This window comes from Pseudomonas sp. VE 267-6A (genome assembly GCF_024126555.1).
GTDB lineage: Bacteria > Pseudomonadota > Gammaproteobacteria > Pseudomonadales > Pseudomonadaceae > Aquipseudomonas > Aquipseudomonas palmensis.
Map to the genome: position 1 here is coordinate 91,504 of NZ_JAMYBY010000006.1, position 14,742 is coordinate 106,245.

The window sequence follows — 14,742 nt, forward strand, 5'->3', positions numbered from 1 at the left end:
CAGGGGGTTGCGCCGTTCACAGAACCCCGTAGCAGCCGGCCTTGCCGTGCAGTCAGTCGAGCACTGCCACCGGTTCCGGGTTGCGGCTCACCCACCAGCCAAACCCGGCGGCGGTAAAGAACATGATCAGGCTGTACAGCGCCGCCGGAATGGCCATGGTCGAGTTGTTGAGCAGGGTCGGGCTCAGCGCCAGTGCAATCGCCAGCGTACCGTTGTGGATGCCGATCTCCATGCCGATGGCGATGGCCTGGCGCTTCGGAATCTTCAGCATCCGCGGCACATAGTAGCCCAGCCCCAGACTCACCAGGTTGAACAACAGCGCGGCTGCGCCTACCAGGGGCGCGTACTCGACCACGGTGGCCCAGTCTTTCATCAGCGCCAGCATCACCGTGCCGGCCAGGAACAGCGCCGCCACCAGCTTCATCGGCTTCTCCATGCGCGCCGCGAAGGCCGGGGTCAGGCGCCGCACCAGCATGCCCAGCGCCACCGGCACCAGCACGATGGCAAACACCTGCAGCACCTTGGCGAACTGCAGCGGGATGGCCTGGTCGGCGCTCATGAAGTAGCTCAGCGACAGGTTGACCAGCAGCGGCATGGTCAGGATCGCGATCAGCGAGTTCACCGCCGTCAGCGTGATGTTGAGCGCCACGTCACCGTGCGCCAGGTGGCTGAACAGGTTGGCGGTGGTGCCGCCGGGCGAGGCCGCCAGCAGCATCAGGCCGACCGCCAGGGCCGGTGCCAGGCCAAAACCGTTGGCAATCAGAAAGCAGATGAAGGGCAGCAGCAGGATCTGGCACACCAGGCCGATGACCACCGGCTTGGGGTATTTCACCACCCGGGCGAAGTCGGCCAGGGTCAGCGAAAGCCCCAGGCCGAACATGATGATGCCCAGCGCAACGGGCAGGAAGGCGGTCAGCAATGGCGAAGCGGTCATGGCAGCAACTCGCAGAAAAGAGGTGTCGGCATTCTAGGCCACCAGATCGCCATGTGCTGCTGGGGAGGCCCCGTAGATACAAGTCTTTACGAAAAGGTGCGCAGCGTGCACCGGGGAGGTTGCGCGCACCGTTATGGGGCAAATGCATGCACCGCTCGGGTCGCCCGCCGCGCTCAAGGGGCGTGGCAGAGCGATTCCCGGGCGTTGGGCACAGCCCTTGCTAAAGTCTGTTGAAAGGCCCGGGTACTGGAAGACAGCAGCCAATTAGAAGAAGCCGTTACGAACACGGCGAGGAGTGGGGTATGTCCGGAGCTTTTTTTGACGAAATGTATGCCGCAGGGGGCCAGTGTCGCCCGCATTACCGCGAGTTTGCCCGCTGGCTGGCGGGCACGCCGCTGGAACTGCTGGCGCAACGCCGCCGCGAAGCCGACCTGCTGTTCCACCGCGCAGGCATCACCTTCACGCTCTACGGTGACGAGCAGGGCACCGAACGCCTGATCCCGTTCGACATCATTCCGCGCAGCATCAAGGCCAGCGAATGGCAGGTCATCGAGCGTGGCTGCATCCAGCGGGTGCAGGCACTGAACATGTTCCTGGCCGATATCTACCATGAACAGCGCATCCTCAAGGCCGGCATCATCCCGGCCGAGCAGGTGCTGGCCAACGAGGGCTACCAGGTGGCCATGCGTGGCCTGGGGCTGCACCGGGGCCTCTATGCGCATATCGCGGGGGTGGATCTGGTGCGCGATGGCGACGGCAGCTACTACGTGCTCGAGGACAACCTGCGCACCCCCAGCGGCGTGAGCTACATGCTCGAAGACCGCAAGATGATGATGCGCCTGTTCCCCGAGCTGTTCGCCGCCCAGCGCATCGCGCCCATCGACCATTACCCCAACCTGCTGCTCGACACGCTCAGGAGCGCCAGCCCGCTGGACAACCCCACGGTGGTGGTGCTGACCCCGGGGCGCTTCAACAGTGCGTACTTCGAGCATGCGTTCCTGGCCCGCGAAATGGGGGTGGAACTGGTGGAAGGCGCCGACCTGTTCGTGCGTGACGACCGCGTGTTCATGCGCACCACCTGCGGCCCGCAGCCGGTGGACGTGATCTACCGCCGGCTGGATGACGCCTTCCTCGACCCGCTGACCTTCAACCCCGAGTCGATGCTCGGGGTGCCCGGCCTGATTGCCGCCTACCGCCTGGGCAACGTGGTGCTGGCCAATGCGGTCGGCACCGGTGTGGCGGACGACAAGTCGATCTACCCCTACGTGGGCGAGATGATCCGCTTCTACCTGGACGAAGCGCCGATTCTGAAGAACGTGCCCACCTGGCAGTGCCGCAAGCCGGCCGAGCTGTCCCATGTGCTGGCCAACCTGGAGCACCTGGTGGTCAAGGAAACCCAGGGCTCCGGGGGCTACGGCATGCTGGTGGGGCCGGCGTCGACGGCAGCGCAGATCGAAGCATTCCGCCTGCGCCTCAAGGCCCGGCCGCAGGACTACATCGCCCAGCCCACCTTGTGCCTGTCCACCTGCCCGACCTTTGTCGAAAGCGGCATTGCCCCGCGCCATATCGACCTGCGCCCGTTCGTGCTGTCGGGCAGCCAGACCCGCCTGGTGCCCGGCGGCCTCACGCGGGTGGCGCTGCGCGAAGGCTCGCTGGTGGTCAACTCGTCGCAGGGCGGCGGTACCAAGGACACCTGGGTGGTGGAGGACTGAACCATGCTTTCAAGAACCGCTGCAGACCTCTACTGGATGTCGCGTTACCTGGAGCGCGCGGAAAACCTCGCGCGCATGCTCGAAGTGAGCTATTCGCTGTCGCTGATGCCCCAGGCCGGGCGCAGCGACGGCCACGCGGAGCTGGCCATGTCGCTGCTGGCGGCCGGCACGCTGGAAGACTACAAGGCCCGCCACGGCGCGCTCGACACCGAGCACATGCTGCACTTCTTTGCCCTGGACGAGGCCAACCCCGGCAGCATCTACTGCTGCCTGCGTGCGGCGCGCAGCAATGCCAACGCCGTGCGCGGGCGCATCACCGCCGACATGTGGGAGAACATCAATGCCACCTGGCTGGAGATGCGCGCCATTGCCGGCAACGGCCTGGGCCGCTACGGCATCAGCCAGTTCTGCGAATGGGTGCGGGAGCGTTCGCACCTGTTTCGCGGGGCCACCTCGGGCACCATCATGCGCAACGAGGCCTATGGCTTCATTCGCCTGGGCACCTTCATAGAGCGCGCCGACAACACCTTGCGTCTGCTGGATGCGCGCTACGAGATGTTTGGCGAGGAGTCGGAGGAGGTCAGCGACAAGTCGGCCCGTGGCTACTACCAGTGGAGCGCCTTGCTGCGCGCCCTGTCGTCGTTCGAGGCTTTCAACGAGATCTACCGCAACGCACCGAACGCCGAGCAGGTTTCGGAAATGCTGCTGTTGCGCGCCGAGGTGCCGCGCTCGCTGCATGCCTGCATCCAGGAGCTGGACCTTGAACTGTCCAACCTGCCCGGCATCAACGGCCGCCCGGCGCAGCGCCTGGCCGCCGGCCTCAACGCTCGCCTGCGCTACACCGGCATCGACGAGATCCTCGATGCAGGCCTGCACGCCTGGCTGATCGAGTTCATCGATCAGGTCCGCGACCTGGGCCAGGCCATTCACGACGCCTACCTGGAGGTGGTATGAAACTGTCCATTCGCCACGACACCACCTACAGCTATGCCAACGAGGTGTGCACCAGCATCCAGTTCCTGCGCCTCACGCCCCAGGACAGCGAGCGCCAGCGGGTCATCGACTGGCAGGTGGACATGCCGCGCAAGGTGCGCAGCCAGCTCGACCCCTATGGCAACGTGCTGCATGTACTGACCCTGGACGAGCCCCACGGCGAGATCGTGCTGTGCGCCCACGGCCAGGTGGAAATCGACCCCACCCGCGAGGTGGAGCCGGACCTGCAGTCGCCGCTGCCGTTTCTGCGCAGCAGCCCGCTGACCGCCGCCGACGAGGCGCTGCTGGCGTTTGCCGCGCAGCATTGCGGCGAGCGGCGCGACAGGGCGGCGCTGATCGAGCTGATGAATGCGCTGGCCGAGCACATGCCCTACAGCCCCGGCGCGACCGAGGTGGGCACTACCGCGGCCGAGTCGTTCGCCAGGCAGGCGGGGGTTTGCCAGGACCATACCCATGCGTTTCTGGCCTGTGTGCGCAGCCTGGGTATCCCGGCGCGCTATGTGTCGGGCTACCTGTGCACCGAGGACGCCACGCACCTGGCCAGCCATGCCTGGGCCGAAGCCTGGCTGGGGGAGGGCTGGTACAGTTTCGATATCACCAATCGGCTGGCCAGGCCCGAGCGCCACCTGAAGCTGGCGGTGGGGCTGGATTACCTGGATGCGTGCCCGGTGCGCGGAATGCGCCGGGGCGGGGGGATGGAGCACATGCTGGCCAAGGTGCAGGTGGAACTGATGGTGCAGGTGCAGTAGCCAGGCGATGCAAGGTGTCGACGCTATCGCGGGTCAAGCCCGCTCCCACAGGGGCCACGGCAATCCTGTGGGAGCGGGCTTGACCCGCGACGAGGCGCTGCAGATCGAGGGTCAGGCGCGCTCGATGGCCAACGCCACACCCTGCCCACCACCGATGCACAGGGTCGCCAGGCCCTTCTTCGCATCACGCTTGATCATCTCGTGCAGCAACGACACCAGCACCCGGCAACCCGAGGCACCGATCGGGTGGCCCAGGGCAATCGCGCCGCCGTTGACGTTGACCTTGCTCGCGTCCCAGCCCAGCTCCTGGCCCACCGACAACGCCTGGGCCGCGAAGGCTTCGTTGGCTTCGATCAGGTCCAGCTGATCCAGCGACCAGTCGGCCTTCTGCAGGCAGCGACGGGTCGCGCTGACCGGGCCGATACCCATGATCGCCGGGTCCACGCCCGCATTGGCATAGGCCGCAATGCGCGCCAGTACCGGCAGGCCCAGGGCCTTGGCCTTGGCCGCGCTCATCAGCAGCACCGCCGCTGCGCCGTCGTTGAGGCTCGAGGCGTTGCCCGCCGTCACGCTGCCGTCCTTCTTGAACGCCGGCTTGAGCTTGGCCAGCGACTCGGCGGTGGTGCCGGCGCGGGGCTGTTCGTCGGTGGCGAACACCAGCGGCTCACCCTTGCGCTGCGGGATCTGGATCGGGGTGATCTCGTCGGCAAATCGGCCGGCTTCGATGGCCGCGCAGGCCTTTTGCTGCGAGGCGGCGGCAAAGGCGTCCTGGGCCTCACGGGTGATGGCGTACTTGTCCACCAGGTTCTCGGCGGTGATGCCCATGTGGTAGTCGTTGAAGGCATCCCACAGGCCGTCGCTGATCATGCTGTCGATCATGCTGGCATGGCCCATGCGCAGGCCGGTACGCGCGGCAGGCAGCACGTAGGGGGCCAGGCTCATGTTCTCCATGCCGCCGGCGATGATCACCTCGGCGTCGCCACAGCGGATTGCCTGGGCGCCCAGGTGCAGGGCCTTGAGGCCCGAGCCGCAGACCTTGTTCAGGGTCAGGGCCGGTACCGCATGGGGCAGGCCGGCCTTGATCGCGGCCTGGCGCGCCGGGTTCTGGCCGCTGCCGGCGGTGAGCACCTGGCCCAGAATCACCTCATCCACTTCGCTGCCGGCCAGCCCGGTCTGCTCCAGCAGGCGGCGGATCACCGCTGCGCCCAGCTCCGGGGCCGGGATGGCGGCCAGCGAACCCTGGAAACTGCCGATGGCGGTACGAGTGGCCGCGACAATGACGACGTCTTGCATGGAATGTTCTCCTTGTTAGTGGTCCAGTGGCGTGAGTGTTGCGCCATTACATATATTTGTTAAGTTGATTTTTGAGATGGATTGATCGATAAACCTCAACAATTCCCCGTTTTGCCGGAGTCAGCATGACCGTCAAGCAGCTGCGTGCCTTCTGGGCAGTGGCCCAGAGCCTGAGTTTTGCGGTGGCCTGCGAGCGTCTGCACCTGTCGCAGTCGGCACTGAGCCTGACCATCAAGTCGCTGGAGGAGGGCCTGGGCGGGCGGCTGTTCACGCGCACCACGCGCAACGTCACGCTGACCCCGGAAGGCGAATCGCTGCTGCCCCTGGCGCGCCGCCTGCTTGCCGACTGGGACAACGCCGAGGACGAGATCCGCCAGCGCTTCACCCTGCAGCGCGGGCGCGTGACCATTGCGGCGATGCCGTCGTTCGCCGGCAACCTGCTGCCGCCCATCCTGAAGAACTTTCGCACCCGCTACCCGAACATCGGGGTCACGGTAAACGACGTGATCAACGAACAGGTACTGGAGATGGTGCGTGACCGCCAGGTGGAGCTGGGGGTGGCGTTCGAGCCGTTCGAAGGCTCATCGCTGGTGTTCTCGCCCCTGTACGTCGACCGGTTCACTGCCGTGGTGCCGCTGGATTCGCCCCTGGCCGCGCTGGATGAAATCGACTGGCAGACCTTGCTGCAGCAGCCGTTCATTACCTTGCAACGGCCCTCGAACGTGCGCGTGATGCTCGAAGAACACCTCAAGGCGCGCGGCATGAAGCTGGCGGTGGAGTTCGAGAGCCATCAACTGGTGACAGTGGGTCGCATGGTGGCCAGCGGGCTTGGGGTCAGCGCGGTGCCGGCCCTGTGCGCCGGCCAGATGCACGAGCTGGGCGCGCGCTGCATCACCCTGCGCGACCCGGTGGAACGTGCCATCGGGGTGCTGAGCAAGCCGGGCCACGAACTGTCGGCTGCGGCCCAGGCGTTGTTCGACAGCCTGCATGAACAGCAGGCCGAGGCCAGGCGCTAGACGGCGGCGAGCAGGCTGCGCAGGGGCACCTTGTTCTTCATCACCGGCGACTTGATCACGATGTAGCTGAAGTACTTCTCGATGCCGATGTTCTGGTCGAGGATGGTTTCCATCAGCTCCTGGTAATGCTGGATGCTGCTGGTCAGAAAGCGCACCAGGTAGTCGTAGCCACCGCTGATCAGGTGGCATTCGAGCACTTCGTCGATGTTGCGGATGCTCGATTCGAATTTCTGAAAGTCGGAGCGTTTGTGGTCGCTCAGTGTGACTTCGGTGAAGATGGTTACCGAGTTGGCGAACTTGGCCAGGTTCAGGTGGGCTTCGTAGCCGCTGATATAGCCTGCCGCCTCGAGTCGCTTGACCCGTTGCAGGCACGGGCTGGGCGATAGCCCCACGGCTTCGGCCAGGCTGACGTTGGTCATGCGGCCGTCTTTCTGCAACTGGACCAGGATGTTGATATCGATCCGATCGAGCTTGGTTGCCGCTTCCATTCCTAACTCCTGAAATGCGGGATGACAAAAAAACACACTTTCACCCACGGGGCCTTCGCTGGCAAGGCCGCTCCCGGCGGGAGCCGGCATTGCCAGCGAAGGTGGCGCCGCAGAGGGGCGGATTAGGCCGTAGCGCGGGTCAACGCCTGGTCGAGCATGCGCAGCGCTTCGGAAATCTGCGCCTCGGTGGTCACCAGCGGTGCCAGGAAGCGCACCACGTTGCGGTACACGCCGCACTTGATCACCAGCAGGCCGGCTTCACGGGCCTGGTCGATGATGGCCTGGGCCAGGTTCGCGTCCGGGGTCTGCGCGGCGTCGTCGGCCACGATCTCGATGGCCTGCATGAAGCCCAGGCCACGCACGTCGCCGATGCACGGGTAGCGGTTCTGCAGGGCCAGCAGGCCTTCACGCAGTTGCACCGCACGCTGCTCGCCCTGGGCCAGCAGGTCTTCTTCCTCGAACAGGTCCATCACCGCCAGTGCAGCCGCGCAGGCCACGGCGTTGCCGCCGTAGGTGCCGCCCAGGCCGCCCGGGGTCGGCGCGTCCATGATCTCGGCACGCCCCACCACACCCGACAGCGGCATGCCGCCGGCCAGGCTCTTGGCCACTGTCACCAGGTCAGGCTGGATGCCCGAATGCTGGAAGCCGAACGGCTTGCCGGTACGCCCGAAGCCTGCCTGGATCTCGTCCAGGATCAGCACGATGCCGTGGCGCGTGCAGCGTTCGCGCAGGGCACGCAGGAAGGCATCGGGGGCGCGCAGGAAGCCGCCATCGCCTTGCACCGGCTCGATCAGGATGGCCGCCACGCGGTCGGGGGCCACGTCGGTGGCGAACAGGTGGTCGAGTTCGGCCAGGGCGTCGTCACTGCTCACGCCGCGGTATTCGTTGGGGTAGGTGGCGTGGTAGATCTCGGCCGGGAACGGGCCGAAGTTCTGCTTGTATGGCTGGCTCATGCCGGTCAGGGTGACGCCCAGCAGGGTGCGCCCGTGGAAGCCGCCGCGGAACGAGATCACCGCCGGGCGGTTGGTGTAGCCACGGGCGATCTTGATGGCGTTCTCCACCGCTTCGGCGCCGGAGGTGAACAGCACGCTCTTGTAGGCTTCGCCGCCACCGACCATGGCGTTCAGGCGCGCTGCCACGTCGATGTACGACGCATAGGCCACCACCTGGAAGCTGGCATGGGAGATCTCGCCCACCTGGCGGCGCACGGCCTCGACCACACGCGGGTGGTTGTGGCCGACGTTGAGCACGCCGATGCCGCCGACGAAGTCCAGGTAGCGCTTGCCGTCCACGTCCCACAGCTCCGAACCCTGGGCGTGGCTGACCACGATCGGGTGGGCGGTGGCGATGCCGCGGGGTACGTGCTGCTCGCGCAGGGCCAGCAGGCGTTGATTTTCAGTCAGTGCAGAATTCATGGTGCAGCTCCATTAACTAACGATGGTGTCAGGGGTTCGGGAACGCAGGTATTCAGTCGAGGCCGCCCATGTGCCAGGCCTTGATTTCGAGGAACTCGTCCAGGCCGTACTTGGAGCCTTCACGGCCGGTACCGGACTGTTTCATGCCGCCGAACGGGGCCACTTCCATGGAGATGATCCCGGTGTTCAGGCCGACCATGCCGAACTCCAGGCGCTCGCCCACACGCCAGGCGCGGCGCATGTCCTGGGTGAAGTAGTAGGCGCCCAGGCCGAACGGGGTAGCGTTGGCGATGGCCAGGGCCTCGGCTTCGTCCTTGAAACGGAACAGCGGGGCAACCGGGCCGAAGGTCTCTTCGGTGGCCAGCAGCATGTCGGTGGTGGCGTCCAGCAGCACGGTCGGCTGCACGAACAGGCCGGTGTCGTCAGGCATGCCGCCAATCGAGATGCTGGCGCCTTTTTCCACCGCATCGCCGATGTGGCTGGCGACTTTTGCGACGGCGGCGGCGTTGATCAGCGGGCCGATGGTCACGTTCTCGCCCAGGCCATCACCCACCTTCAGCTCGGCCACCGCAGCCCGCAGGCGCTCGGCGAAGCGGTCGTAGATGCCGTCCTGCACCAGAATGCGGTTGGCGCACACGCAGGTCTGCCCGGCGTTGCGGAACTTGCTCAGCATCACCCCGGCAATCGCCAGGTCGAGGTCGGCGTCGTCGAACACGATGAACGGCGCGTTGCCACCCAGCTCCAGGCTCAGGCGCTTGAGGGTGTCGGCGCACTGGCTCATCAGCAGCTTGCCGATGCGCGTGGAGCCGGTGAACGACAACTTGCGCACGGCCTGGTTGGCGGTCACTTCGCTGCCGATGCCGGCAGGCAGGCCGGTGAGCACGTTGAACACCCCGGCCGGGATGCCGGCACGATCTGCCAGTACCGCCAGGGCCAGGGCCGACAGCGGGGTCATCTCGGAGGGCTTGACCAGCACGGTGCAGCCTGCGGCCAGGGCCGGCGCGCATTTGCGCGTGATCATCGCGTTGGGGAAGTTCCACGGGGTGATGGCCGCCACCACGCCGATCGGCTGCTTGAGCACCAGGATGCGGCGGTCGTTGGTGGGCGCGGGGATGGTGTCGCCGTAGATGCGACGGGCCTCTTCGGCAAACCATTTGACGAAGCTGGCGCCGTAGCCGATTTCGCCGCGCGACTCGCTCAGGGGCTTGCCTTGTTCGGCGGTCATGATCAGCGCCAGGTCTTCCTGGTTTTCCAGGATCAGGCTGTACCAGGCTTCCAGGTGACGTGCGCGGGTGGCGGCGGGGACTTCGCGCCAGCTTTCGAAACGGGCCTGGGCGGCCTCGATGGCGCGTCGCGTCTCGGCGGCGCCGAGGGCCGGGACCCGGGCGATTTCGCTGCCGTCGGCGGGGTTGATCACGGCAATCGTTTCGCCGTTGTCGGCATCGATCCAGCTGCCATTGACGTAAGCGCGTTCGACAAGCAGCGAGGGGTCACGCAGTGTGCTTTTCAACATGGAGAGGGTGCCTTCTACGGGTCCGGTGAATGGCACGATTGTAAGAACAGGCACGCAGTGACCGATGCCGAGATGGCCGCTTGGGCCAGGCATAAATGCCGTATTGAGGGGGTTGGCAGCACACTATGCTGCGGGGGTGGTCGAGGTGTCTCCAGCGCCGGTCAAGCCCGCTCCCGCAAGGCCACTGACGGCCTGCTGGAGCGGGCCTGGCCCGCCACGGGCGGTACAGGCAGCAGATTGTTTGTCAGGCGTCGTTCTGCAGGCGGTACATCTCGGTCGCCACCTGCAGCTGAAAGCGCGCCTGCGGGTTCTCCATCGACAGCTGCAGCAGCTCCTCGATGCGCTCCACGCGGTAGCGTAATGTGCTGATGTGGATGTCCAGGCAGCGGGCGCTGCTGGCCAGCTGAAAGCCTTCGCTGGCCAGGGTGCACAGGGTTTCCATGAGCATGGCGCCGTTCTTGTGCCGGGTCAGCGGGGTCACCAGGCGCTCCAGCAGCATGCGCCGTGCATCGTCGTCGCCCATCAGCGCCCGCGGAAACAGCACTTCGTCAAACCCATGCAGCTTGCCCGGGCGCAGCAGCGGCAGCAGGGTGGCCACATCTCCGGCGCCCTGGGCCATACCTGCCACGCCCCGGTGCACGCGGCTGGCGGCCATGGCGCCGCCGTCCAGTCGAATATGCTTCCAGATCGACTCGGGCACCACATCGGCCGGCACGATCAGGCTGATCTGGTTCAACGACACCGACAGCAGGGGCGCGATACCCAACCCCTGCATGATCTCGGTGATGCGCTCGGCCTGTTCCTTGCGCCGCTGGAAGCCCTCGCGGCTGAGGGGAATCGGCTCGTCCAGCAACACCAGGCACACGCGGTAGTCGCGGGTATGACACCAGCCGGACACCAGCGCACGTTCGATGGCGCGTGGCGTTTCGGGGAACTTGCCTTCCAGCAGCCCTGCCACCAGGGCATGGCCGAGGCGGTTTTCCTGGTCCAGCAATTCGCGTTGATGGGACAGCTGCAAGGCGGCGATCAGCGCAGCATGTTCCACTGCGCGGCAGTGCAGCTCCTCGAAGCTGTCCCGCTGGCCCTTGAGCCACACCACCCCGACCCGCTCGCCCTGCAGGCGGATGGGGCAGCCCAGGCGAAATGCGCCGGCATCGGCGTCCAGCTCCAGCACCTGCGGCTCGACCCCCTGCAGCAGGTTGGCCTGCTCGTTCAGGTGGCGCATCACGGCAAGCTCCACGGCGTCATTGGCCGGCTCGCTGGCCCCCAGCACACTGCCGGAGCTGGCCACGATCAGCGCCGGCAGTTCCAGGGCGCTGGTGAGGGCGCTGGCCAGGCTCTGCAGGTTGTCGGCCTCGATGGCAGCGCGGGTGAGCATGCGGTGGATAAGGTCGGAGCGACGGATGATGCGGGTCTGGAAGTTGATGATCTGTTCGAGAACCTGCTGGGTGATGTCGCTGAAGGCGACTTCCCAGGGCAGTTCCAGCAAAGGGAAACAGCAGCGGTCGGCCTCTTCGATGGCCGCCTGGGGGAAGTGTTCGTGAAAGTGCGGGACTGCCATCACGACCCCGGCCAGGCCCAGCTCGGCCAGGCGGCGAACCATGTCGCGGCATTTTTGCGGGTCTTGCGGCCAGTTGTAGCCGGTGGTCAGCAGCAGGTCGCCCTTTTTCAGCCAGTTGAAGATGTCGGGGTGATCGACGATATGCACCCACGCCAGGTCGCGGTCCAGGCATTGCCTGCCCGCGACCACGGTGGCCTGGCTGAGGGAGGTCTGTTCCAGGGCTGTGGCGAGTTTCATGTGCAATCCACGATCCAGACACGATAGAGGATCGCAGTCTAGCGGACTGGACATGGCTGCGGGGAGGGCCCTGGACAGGAGAATAGAACCTGTGCGCTGATCATCCATGAGGCGCACAGGGAGGGGAAATCAGGACTTGCTAGCCCAGGCGTTGAACTTCTGTTCAAGCGTTTCTGCGTTCTCGAGCCAGAACTCGACGTTTACCCGCAGTGCATTCTTCTGGTTCTCTGCCGCGGTGGGCAGGTCGTCAGCCAGCGACTTGTCGAGCATTTCGGCGGCCTTGGTGTTGGACGGGCCGTAGGCCATCTGCTCGGTGTAGAGCTTCTGCTGCTCAGGCTGCATGGCGAACTTGATGAAGTCGTAGGCCTTGTCCAGGTTCTTGGTGCCGCGTGGGATGGCCCACTCGTCGAACTGGTACAGGTTCTGGTTCCAGACGATCTTCAGGTTGCTGCCGCTCTGCTGTGCAGCGTGGATGCGGCCGTTGTACGAGGACGCCATCACCACATCGCCAGCCACCAGGTACTGCGGCGGCTGTGCACCGGCTTCCCACCACTGAATGTACGGCTTGATCTCGTCCAGTTTCTTGAAGGCGCGGTCCACACCTTCTTTGGTGCTGAGCAGCTTGTAGACTTCGGCAGGCGGCACGCCGTCGGCCATCAGGGCGAATTCCAGCGAGCCACGGGCAGACTTGCGCAGGCTGCGCTTGCCCGGGAATTTCTTCACGTCCCAGAAGTCGGCCCAGCCGGTAGGGGCGACCTTCAGTTTGTCGGCGTTGTAGGCCAGCACGTTGGACCACACGAAGATACCGACGCCACAGCCGTCGTCACTCTTGGTGCCTTCGATCCAGTCGCCCGGCGTGCCGAGGCGTTCGTAGTCGAGTTTTTCGAACAGACCTTCTTCACAGCCACGGGCACGGTCGGTGTCTTCGGTATCGAGCACGTCCCAGGTCACGGTCTTGGTGTCGTTCATGGCGATGAGCTTGGAGATTTCACCGTTCCACTCGCCAGCGATCACCTGGGTCTTGGTCTTTTCTTCGTAGGGCTTGTAGAACGCGGTGACCTGCGCGGCCTTGCTCGCGCCACCATAGGAGATCACCGTGAGCTTGTCGGCAAAGGCACTGTTGGCCAGCATCAGGCCACCGAGCACGGTGAGGGTGAAGAGTTTTTTCGACATTCGAACGCTCCAATCAAGACTGTTATTTCGAGTTATGTTTGGCAGTTGCAAGCGGGCGCAAAATAGATGAAAGGTGCTGATTTTTATAGTGGCAAGGTGCCTGCTGTGTTTGAGAGTGAGTTGAGGCTAATGGATAAGCGCTGCCATGGGTATCTATTAAACGCAGGATAAGCCTATTTTTTTATCCTGCGCTTTATAGGAATGTGCTTCGTACTTTAGTGGCGATCGAACCATACGGTCTGCGCGTTGCAGAATTCGCGAACGCCGAAGTGCGAGAGTTCGCGGCCAAAGCCGCTCTTCTTCACCCCACCGAAGGTCACGCGCGGATCACTGGCGCTGTAGCCGTTGATGAACACGCCGCCGCACTCCAGTTCGTCGGCCAGTTGTCGGGCCAGTGCCGCATCGCGGGTGTACACGGTCGAGGTCAGGCCGAATTCGCTGTCGTTGGCCAGTTGCAGGGCGTGGCGCGCATCCCGGGCAGTGATGATCGAGGCCACCGGGCCGAACAGCTCCTGGCGGAACGAGGTCATCTGGTCGGTGACGTCGGCCAGTACCGTGGGCGCGTAGTAGTTGCCCGGGCCTTCGACCTTGTGCCCGCCCAGCAGCAGCGTGGCGCCTTCGGCCAGGGTGGCCTGGACCTGCTGGTCGAGCTCGTCGCGCAGGTCATGACGCGCCATCGGCCCCAGGTAGGTGTCGGCCAGCAACGGGTCGCCCATCACCAGCGCGCGGGTTTTCTCGACGAACTTGCGGGTGAATGCCTCGACCACGCCGGCTTCGACGATCAGCCGCTTGGCTGCCGCGCACACCTGGCCGGTGTTCTGGTAGCGGCCGATCACGGCAGCCTGCACGGCGGCATCCAGGTCGGCATCGTTCAACACGATGAACGGGTCGGAGCCGCCCAGTTCCAGTACGCATTTTTTCAGCGCGGCACCGGCCTGGGCACCGATGGCGGCACCGGCACGCACGCTGCCGGTAAGGGTCACGGCGACGATGCGCGGGTCGACGATGGCCCTGGATACGCCCTCAGGCGTCACGTTGAGCACCTCGAACACGCCTTCGGGGAATTCGGCCTGCTGGAACGCATCGCGCAGCAGGTAGGCCGAGCCCATCACATTGGGCGCGTGCTTGAGCACGTAGGTGTTGCCGGCGATCAGCGCGGGTACCGCACCGCGCAGCACTTGCCACAGCGGGAAGTTCCACGGCATCACTGCGAGGATCGGGCCCAGTGGGCGGTATTCGATGTGGGCCTTGGCGTCGGGTACCTGGGTCGGCTCGGGGGCCAGCATGGCCGGCCCGTTCTCGGCGTACCACTCGCACAGCTGGGCGCACTTTTCCACTTCGCCGCGGGCCTGGGCCGCAGGCTTGCCCATTTCCAGGGTAATCATCCGCGCCATGGCCTGGGCGTTGTCGCGCAGCACGCCGGCGAGTTTCACCAGCAGGGCCGAGCGGGTGGCCAGCGGGGTACGCCGCCAGCCGGCAAACCCGGCAGCGGCGCGGCCCAGGGCGGCGTCCATCAGTGCGTCGGTTTCATAGGCGTAGTGGCCGATGCGTTCACCGGTGGCCGGGTTGATCGAGAGGGCATGGGTATGGCTGGTTATGTCGGTCATGGCGGGCGTTCCTGTCAGAAGGGAAACAGGGGCCCAGCGTAATGCCGTGCT

General features: G+C 65.3%; 12 protein-coding genes. 4 read left to right on the top strand and 8 right to left on the bottom strand.

Going from position 1 to position 14,742, the window contains the following annotated elements:
- Positions 1-52: 52 nt before the first annotated feature.
- Positions 53-934, bottom strand: coding sequence for a bile acid:sodium symporter family protein (locus NJH59_RS08545; protein ID WP_043861212.1), 882 nt, complete (start codon positions 932-934; stop codon positions 53-55).
- 302 nt (positions 935-1,236) lie between these two features.
- On the opposite strand from NJH59_RS08545, the gene NJH59_RS08550 reads away from it, so the two are divergent.
- Genes NJH59_RS08550 through NJH59_RS08560 form a run of 3 tightly spaced genes read left to right on the top strand, consistent with a single transcriptional unit; the run spans position 1,237 to position 4,388 of the window.
- Positions 1,237-2,646, top strand: coding sequence for a circularly permuted type 2 ATP-grasp protein (locus tag NJH59_RS08550; RefSeq protein ID WP_123753058.1), 1,410 nt, complete (start codon positions 1,237-1,239; stop codon positions 2,644-2,646).
- Between the two features lie 3 nt (positions 2,647-2,649).
- Complete coding sequence (locus tag NJH59_RS08555; protein ID WP_253086646.1) at positions 2,650-3,600, top strand: alpha-E domain-containing protein; 951 nt, start codon at positions 2,650-2,652, stop codon at positions 3,598-3,600.
- A complete protein-coding gene (locus tag NJH59_RS08560; protein ID WP_054914468.1) occupies positions 3,597-4,388 on the top strand; it encodes a transglutaminase family protein in 792 nt (263 codons plus the stop codon). Before NJH59_RS08555 ends, NJH59_RS08560 begins: the two co-directional genes overlap by 4 nt.
- 111 nt (positions 4,389-4,499) lie before the next feature.
- Here NJH59_RS08560 and NJH59_RS08565 read toward each other — a convergent pair whose 3' ends face one another.
- Positions 4,500-5,681 carry an acetyl-CoA C-acetyltransferase gene (locus tag NJH59_RS08565; protein ID WP_043861216.1) on the bottom strand — a complete coding sequence of 394 codons (1,182 nt, stop codon included), beginning with the start codon at positions 5,679-5,681 and terminating at the stop codon, positions 4,500-4,502.
- 125 nt (positions 5,682-5,806) lie between these two features.
- On the opposite strand from NJH59_RS08565, the gene NJH59_RS08570 reads away from it, so the two are divergent.
- Positions 5,807-6,697 carry a LysR family transcriptional regulator gene (locus NJH59_RS08570; RefSeq protein WP_043861217.1) on the top strand — a complete coding sequence of 297 codons (891 nt, stop codon included), beginning with the start codon at positions 5,807-5,809 and terminating at the stop codon, positions 6,695-6,697.
- Here the strand turns inward: NJH59_RS08570 and NJH59_RS08575 are convergent.
- From NJH59_RS08575 to NJH59_RS08600, 6 genes are all read right to left on the bottom strand, one after another.
- Entirely contained in the window at positions 6,694-7,185 is a 492-nt protein-coding gene (locus tag NJH59_RS08575; protein ID WP_043861218.1) for a winged helix-turn-helix transcriptional regulator, read from the bottom strand. The genes NJH59_RS08570 and NJH59_RS08575 overlap by 4 nt on opposite strands.
- A 122-nt stretch (positions 7,186-7,307) precedes the next feature.
- Positions 7,308-8,600, bottom strand: coding sequence for a 4-aminobutyrate--2-oxoglutarate transaminase (gene gabT, locus NJH59_RS08580; RefSeq protein WP_043861219.1), 1,293 nt, complete (start codon positions 8,598-8,600; stop codon positions 7,308-7,310).
- 52 nt (positions 8,601-8,652) lie between these two features.
- On the bottom strand, positions 8,653-10,113 hold the full coding sequence (locus tag NJH59_RS08585; protein ID WP_054914469.1) for an NAD-dependent succinate-semialdehyde dehydrogenase: 1,461 nt from the start codon (positions 10,111-10,113) through the stop codon (positions 8,653-8,655).
- A 244-nt stretch (positions 10,114-10,357) separates the two neighbouring features.
- A complete protein-coding gene (locus tag NJH59_RS08590; RefSeq protein ID WP_100632735.1) occupies positions 10,358-11,911 on the bottom strand; it encodes a PucR family transcriptional regulator in 1,554 nt (517 codons plus the stop codon).
- Between the two features lie 129 nt (positions 11,912-12,040).
- Complete coding sequence (locus NJH59_RS08595) at positions 12,041-13,042, bottom strand: polyamine ABC transporter substrate-binding protein (protein ID WP_229590265.1); 1,002 nt, start codon at positions 13,040-13,042, stop codon at positions 12,041-12,043.
- A gap of 257 nt (positions 13,043-13,299) precedes the next feature.
- Positions 13,300-14,691: an aldehyde dehydrogenase family protein gene (locus tag NJH59_RS08600; protein ID WP_054914471.1), complete on the bottom strand. Its 1,392-nt coding sequence runs from the start codon at positions 14,689-14,691 to the stop codon at positions 13,300-13,302.
- Between the last annotated feature and the right edge of the window lie 51 nt (positions 14,692-14,742).

Bases quoted from the DNA above. Each gene is read 5' to 3' on its own strand.
- NJH59_RS08570 (WP_043861217.1), top strand. From the start codon at position 5,807: ATGACCGTCAAGCAGCTGCGTGCCTTCTGGGCAGTGGCCCAGAGCCTG.
- NJH59_RS08585 (WP_054914469.1), bottom strand. From the start codon at position 10,113: ATGTTGAAAAGCACACTGCGTGACCCCTCGCTGCTTGTCGAACGCGCT.
- NJH59_RS08600 (WP_054914471.1), bottom strand. From the start codon at position 14,691: ATGACCGACATAACCAGCCATACCCATGCCCTCTCGATCAACCCGGCC.
- NJH59_RS08575 (WP_043861218.1), bottom strand. From the start codon at position 7,185: ATGGAAGCGGCAACCAAGCTCGATCGGATCGATATCAACATCCTGGTC.
- NJH59_RS08595 (WP_229590265.1), bottom strand. From the start codon at position 13,042: ATGCTGGCCAACAGTGCCTTTGCCGACAAGCTCACGGTGATCTCCTAT.
- NJH59_RS08560 (WP_054914468.1), top strand. From the start codon at position 3,597: ATGAAACTGTCCATTCGCCACGACACCACCTACAGCTATGCCAACGAG.
- NJH59_RS08565 (WP_043861216.1), bottom strand. From the start codon at position 5,681: ATGCAAGACGTCGTCATTGTCGCGGCCACTCGTACCGCCATCGGCAGT.
- NJH59_RS08555 (WP_253086646.1), top strand. From the start codon at position 2,650: ATGCTTTCAAGAACCGCTGCAGACCTCTACTGGATGTCGCGTTACCTG.
- NJH59_RS08545 (WP_043861212.1), bottom strand. From the start codon at position 934: ATGACCGCTTCGCCATTGCTGACCGCCTTCCTGCCCGTTGCGCTGGGC.
- NJH59_RS08590 (WP_100632735.1), bottom strand. From the start codon at position 11,911: ATGAAACTCGCCACAGCCCTGGAACAGACCTCCCTCAGCCAGGCCACC.
- gabT (WP_043861219.1), bottom strand. From the start codon at position 8,600: ATGAATTCTGCACTGACTGAAAATCAACGCCTGCTGGCCCTGCGCGAG.
- NJH59_RS08550 (WP_123753058.1), top strand. From the start codon at position 1,237: ATGTCCGGAGCTTTTTTTGACGAAATGTATGCCGCAGGGGGCCAGTGT.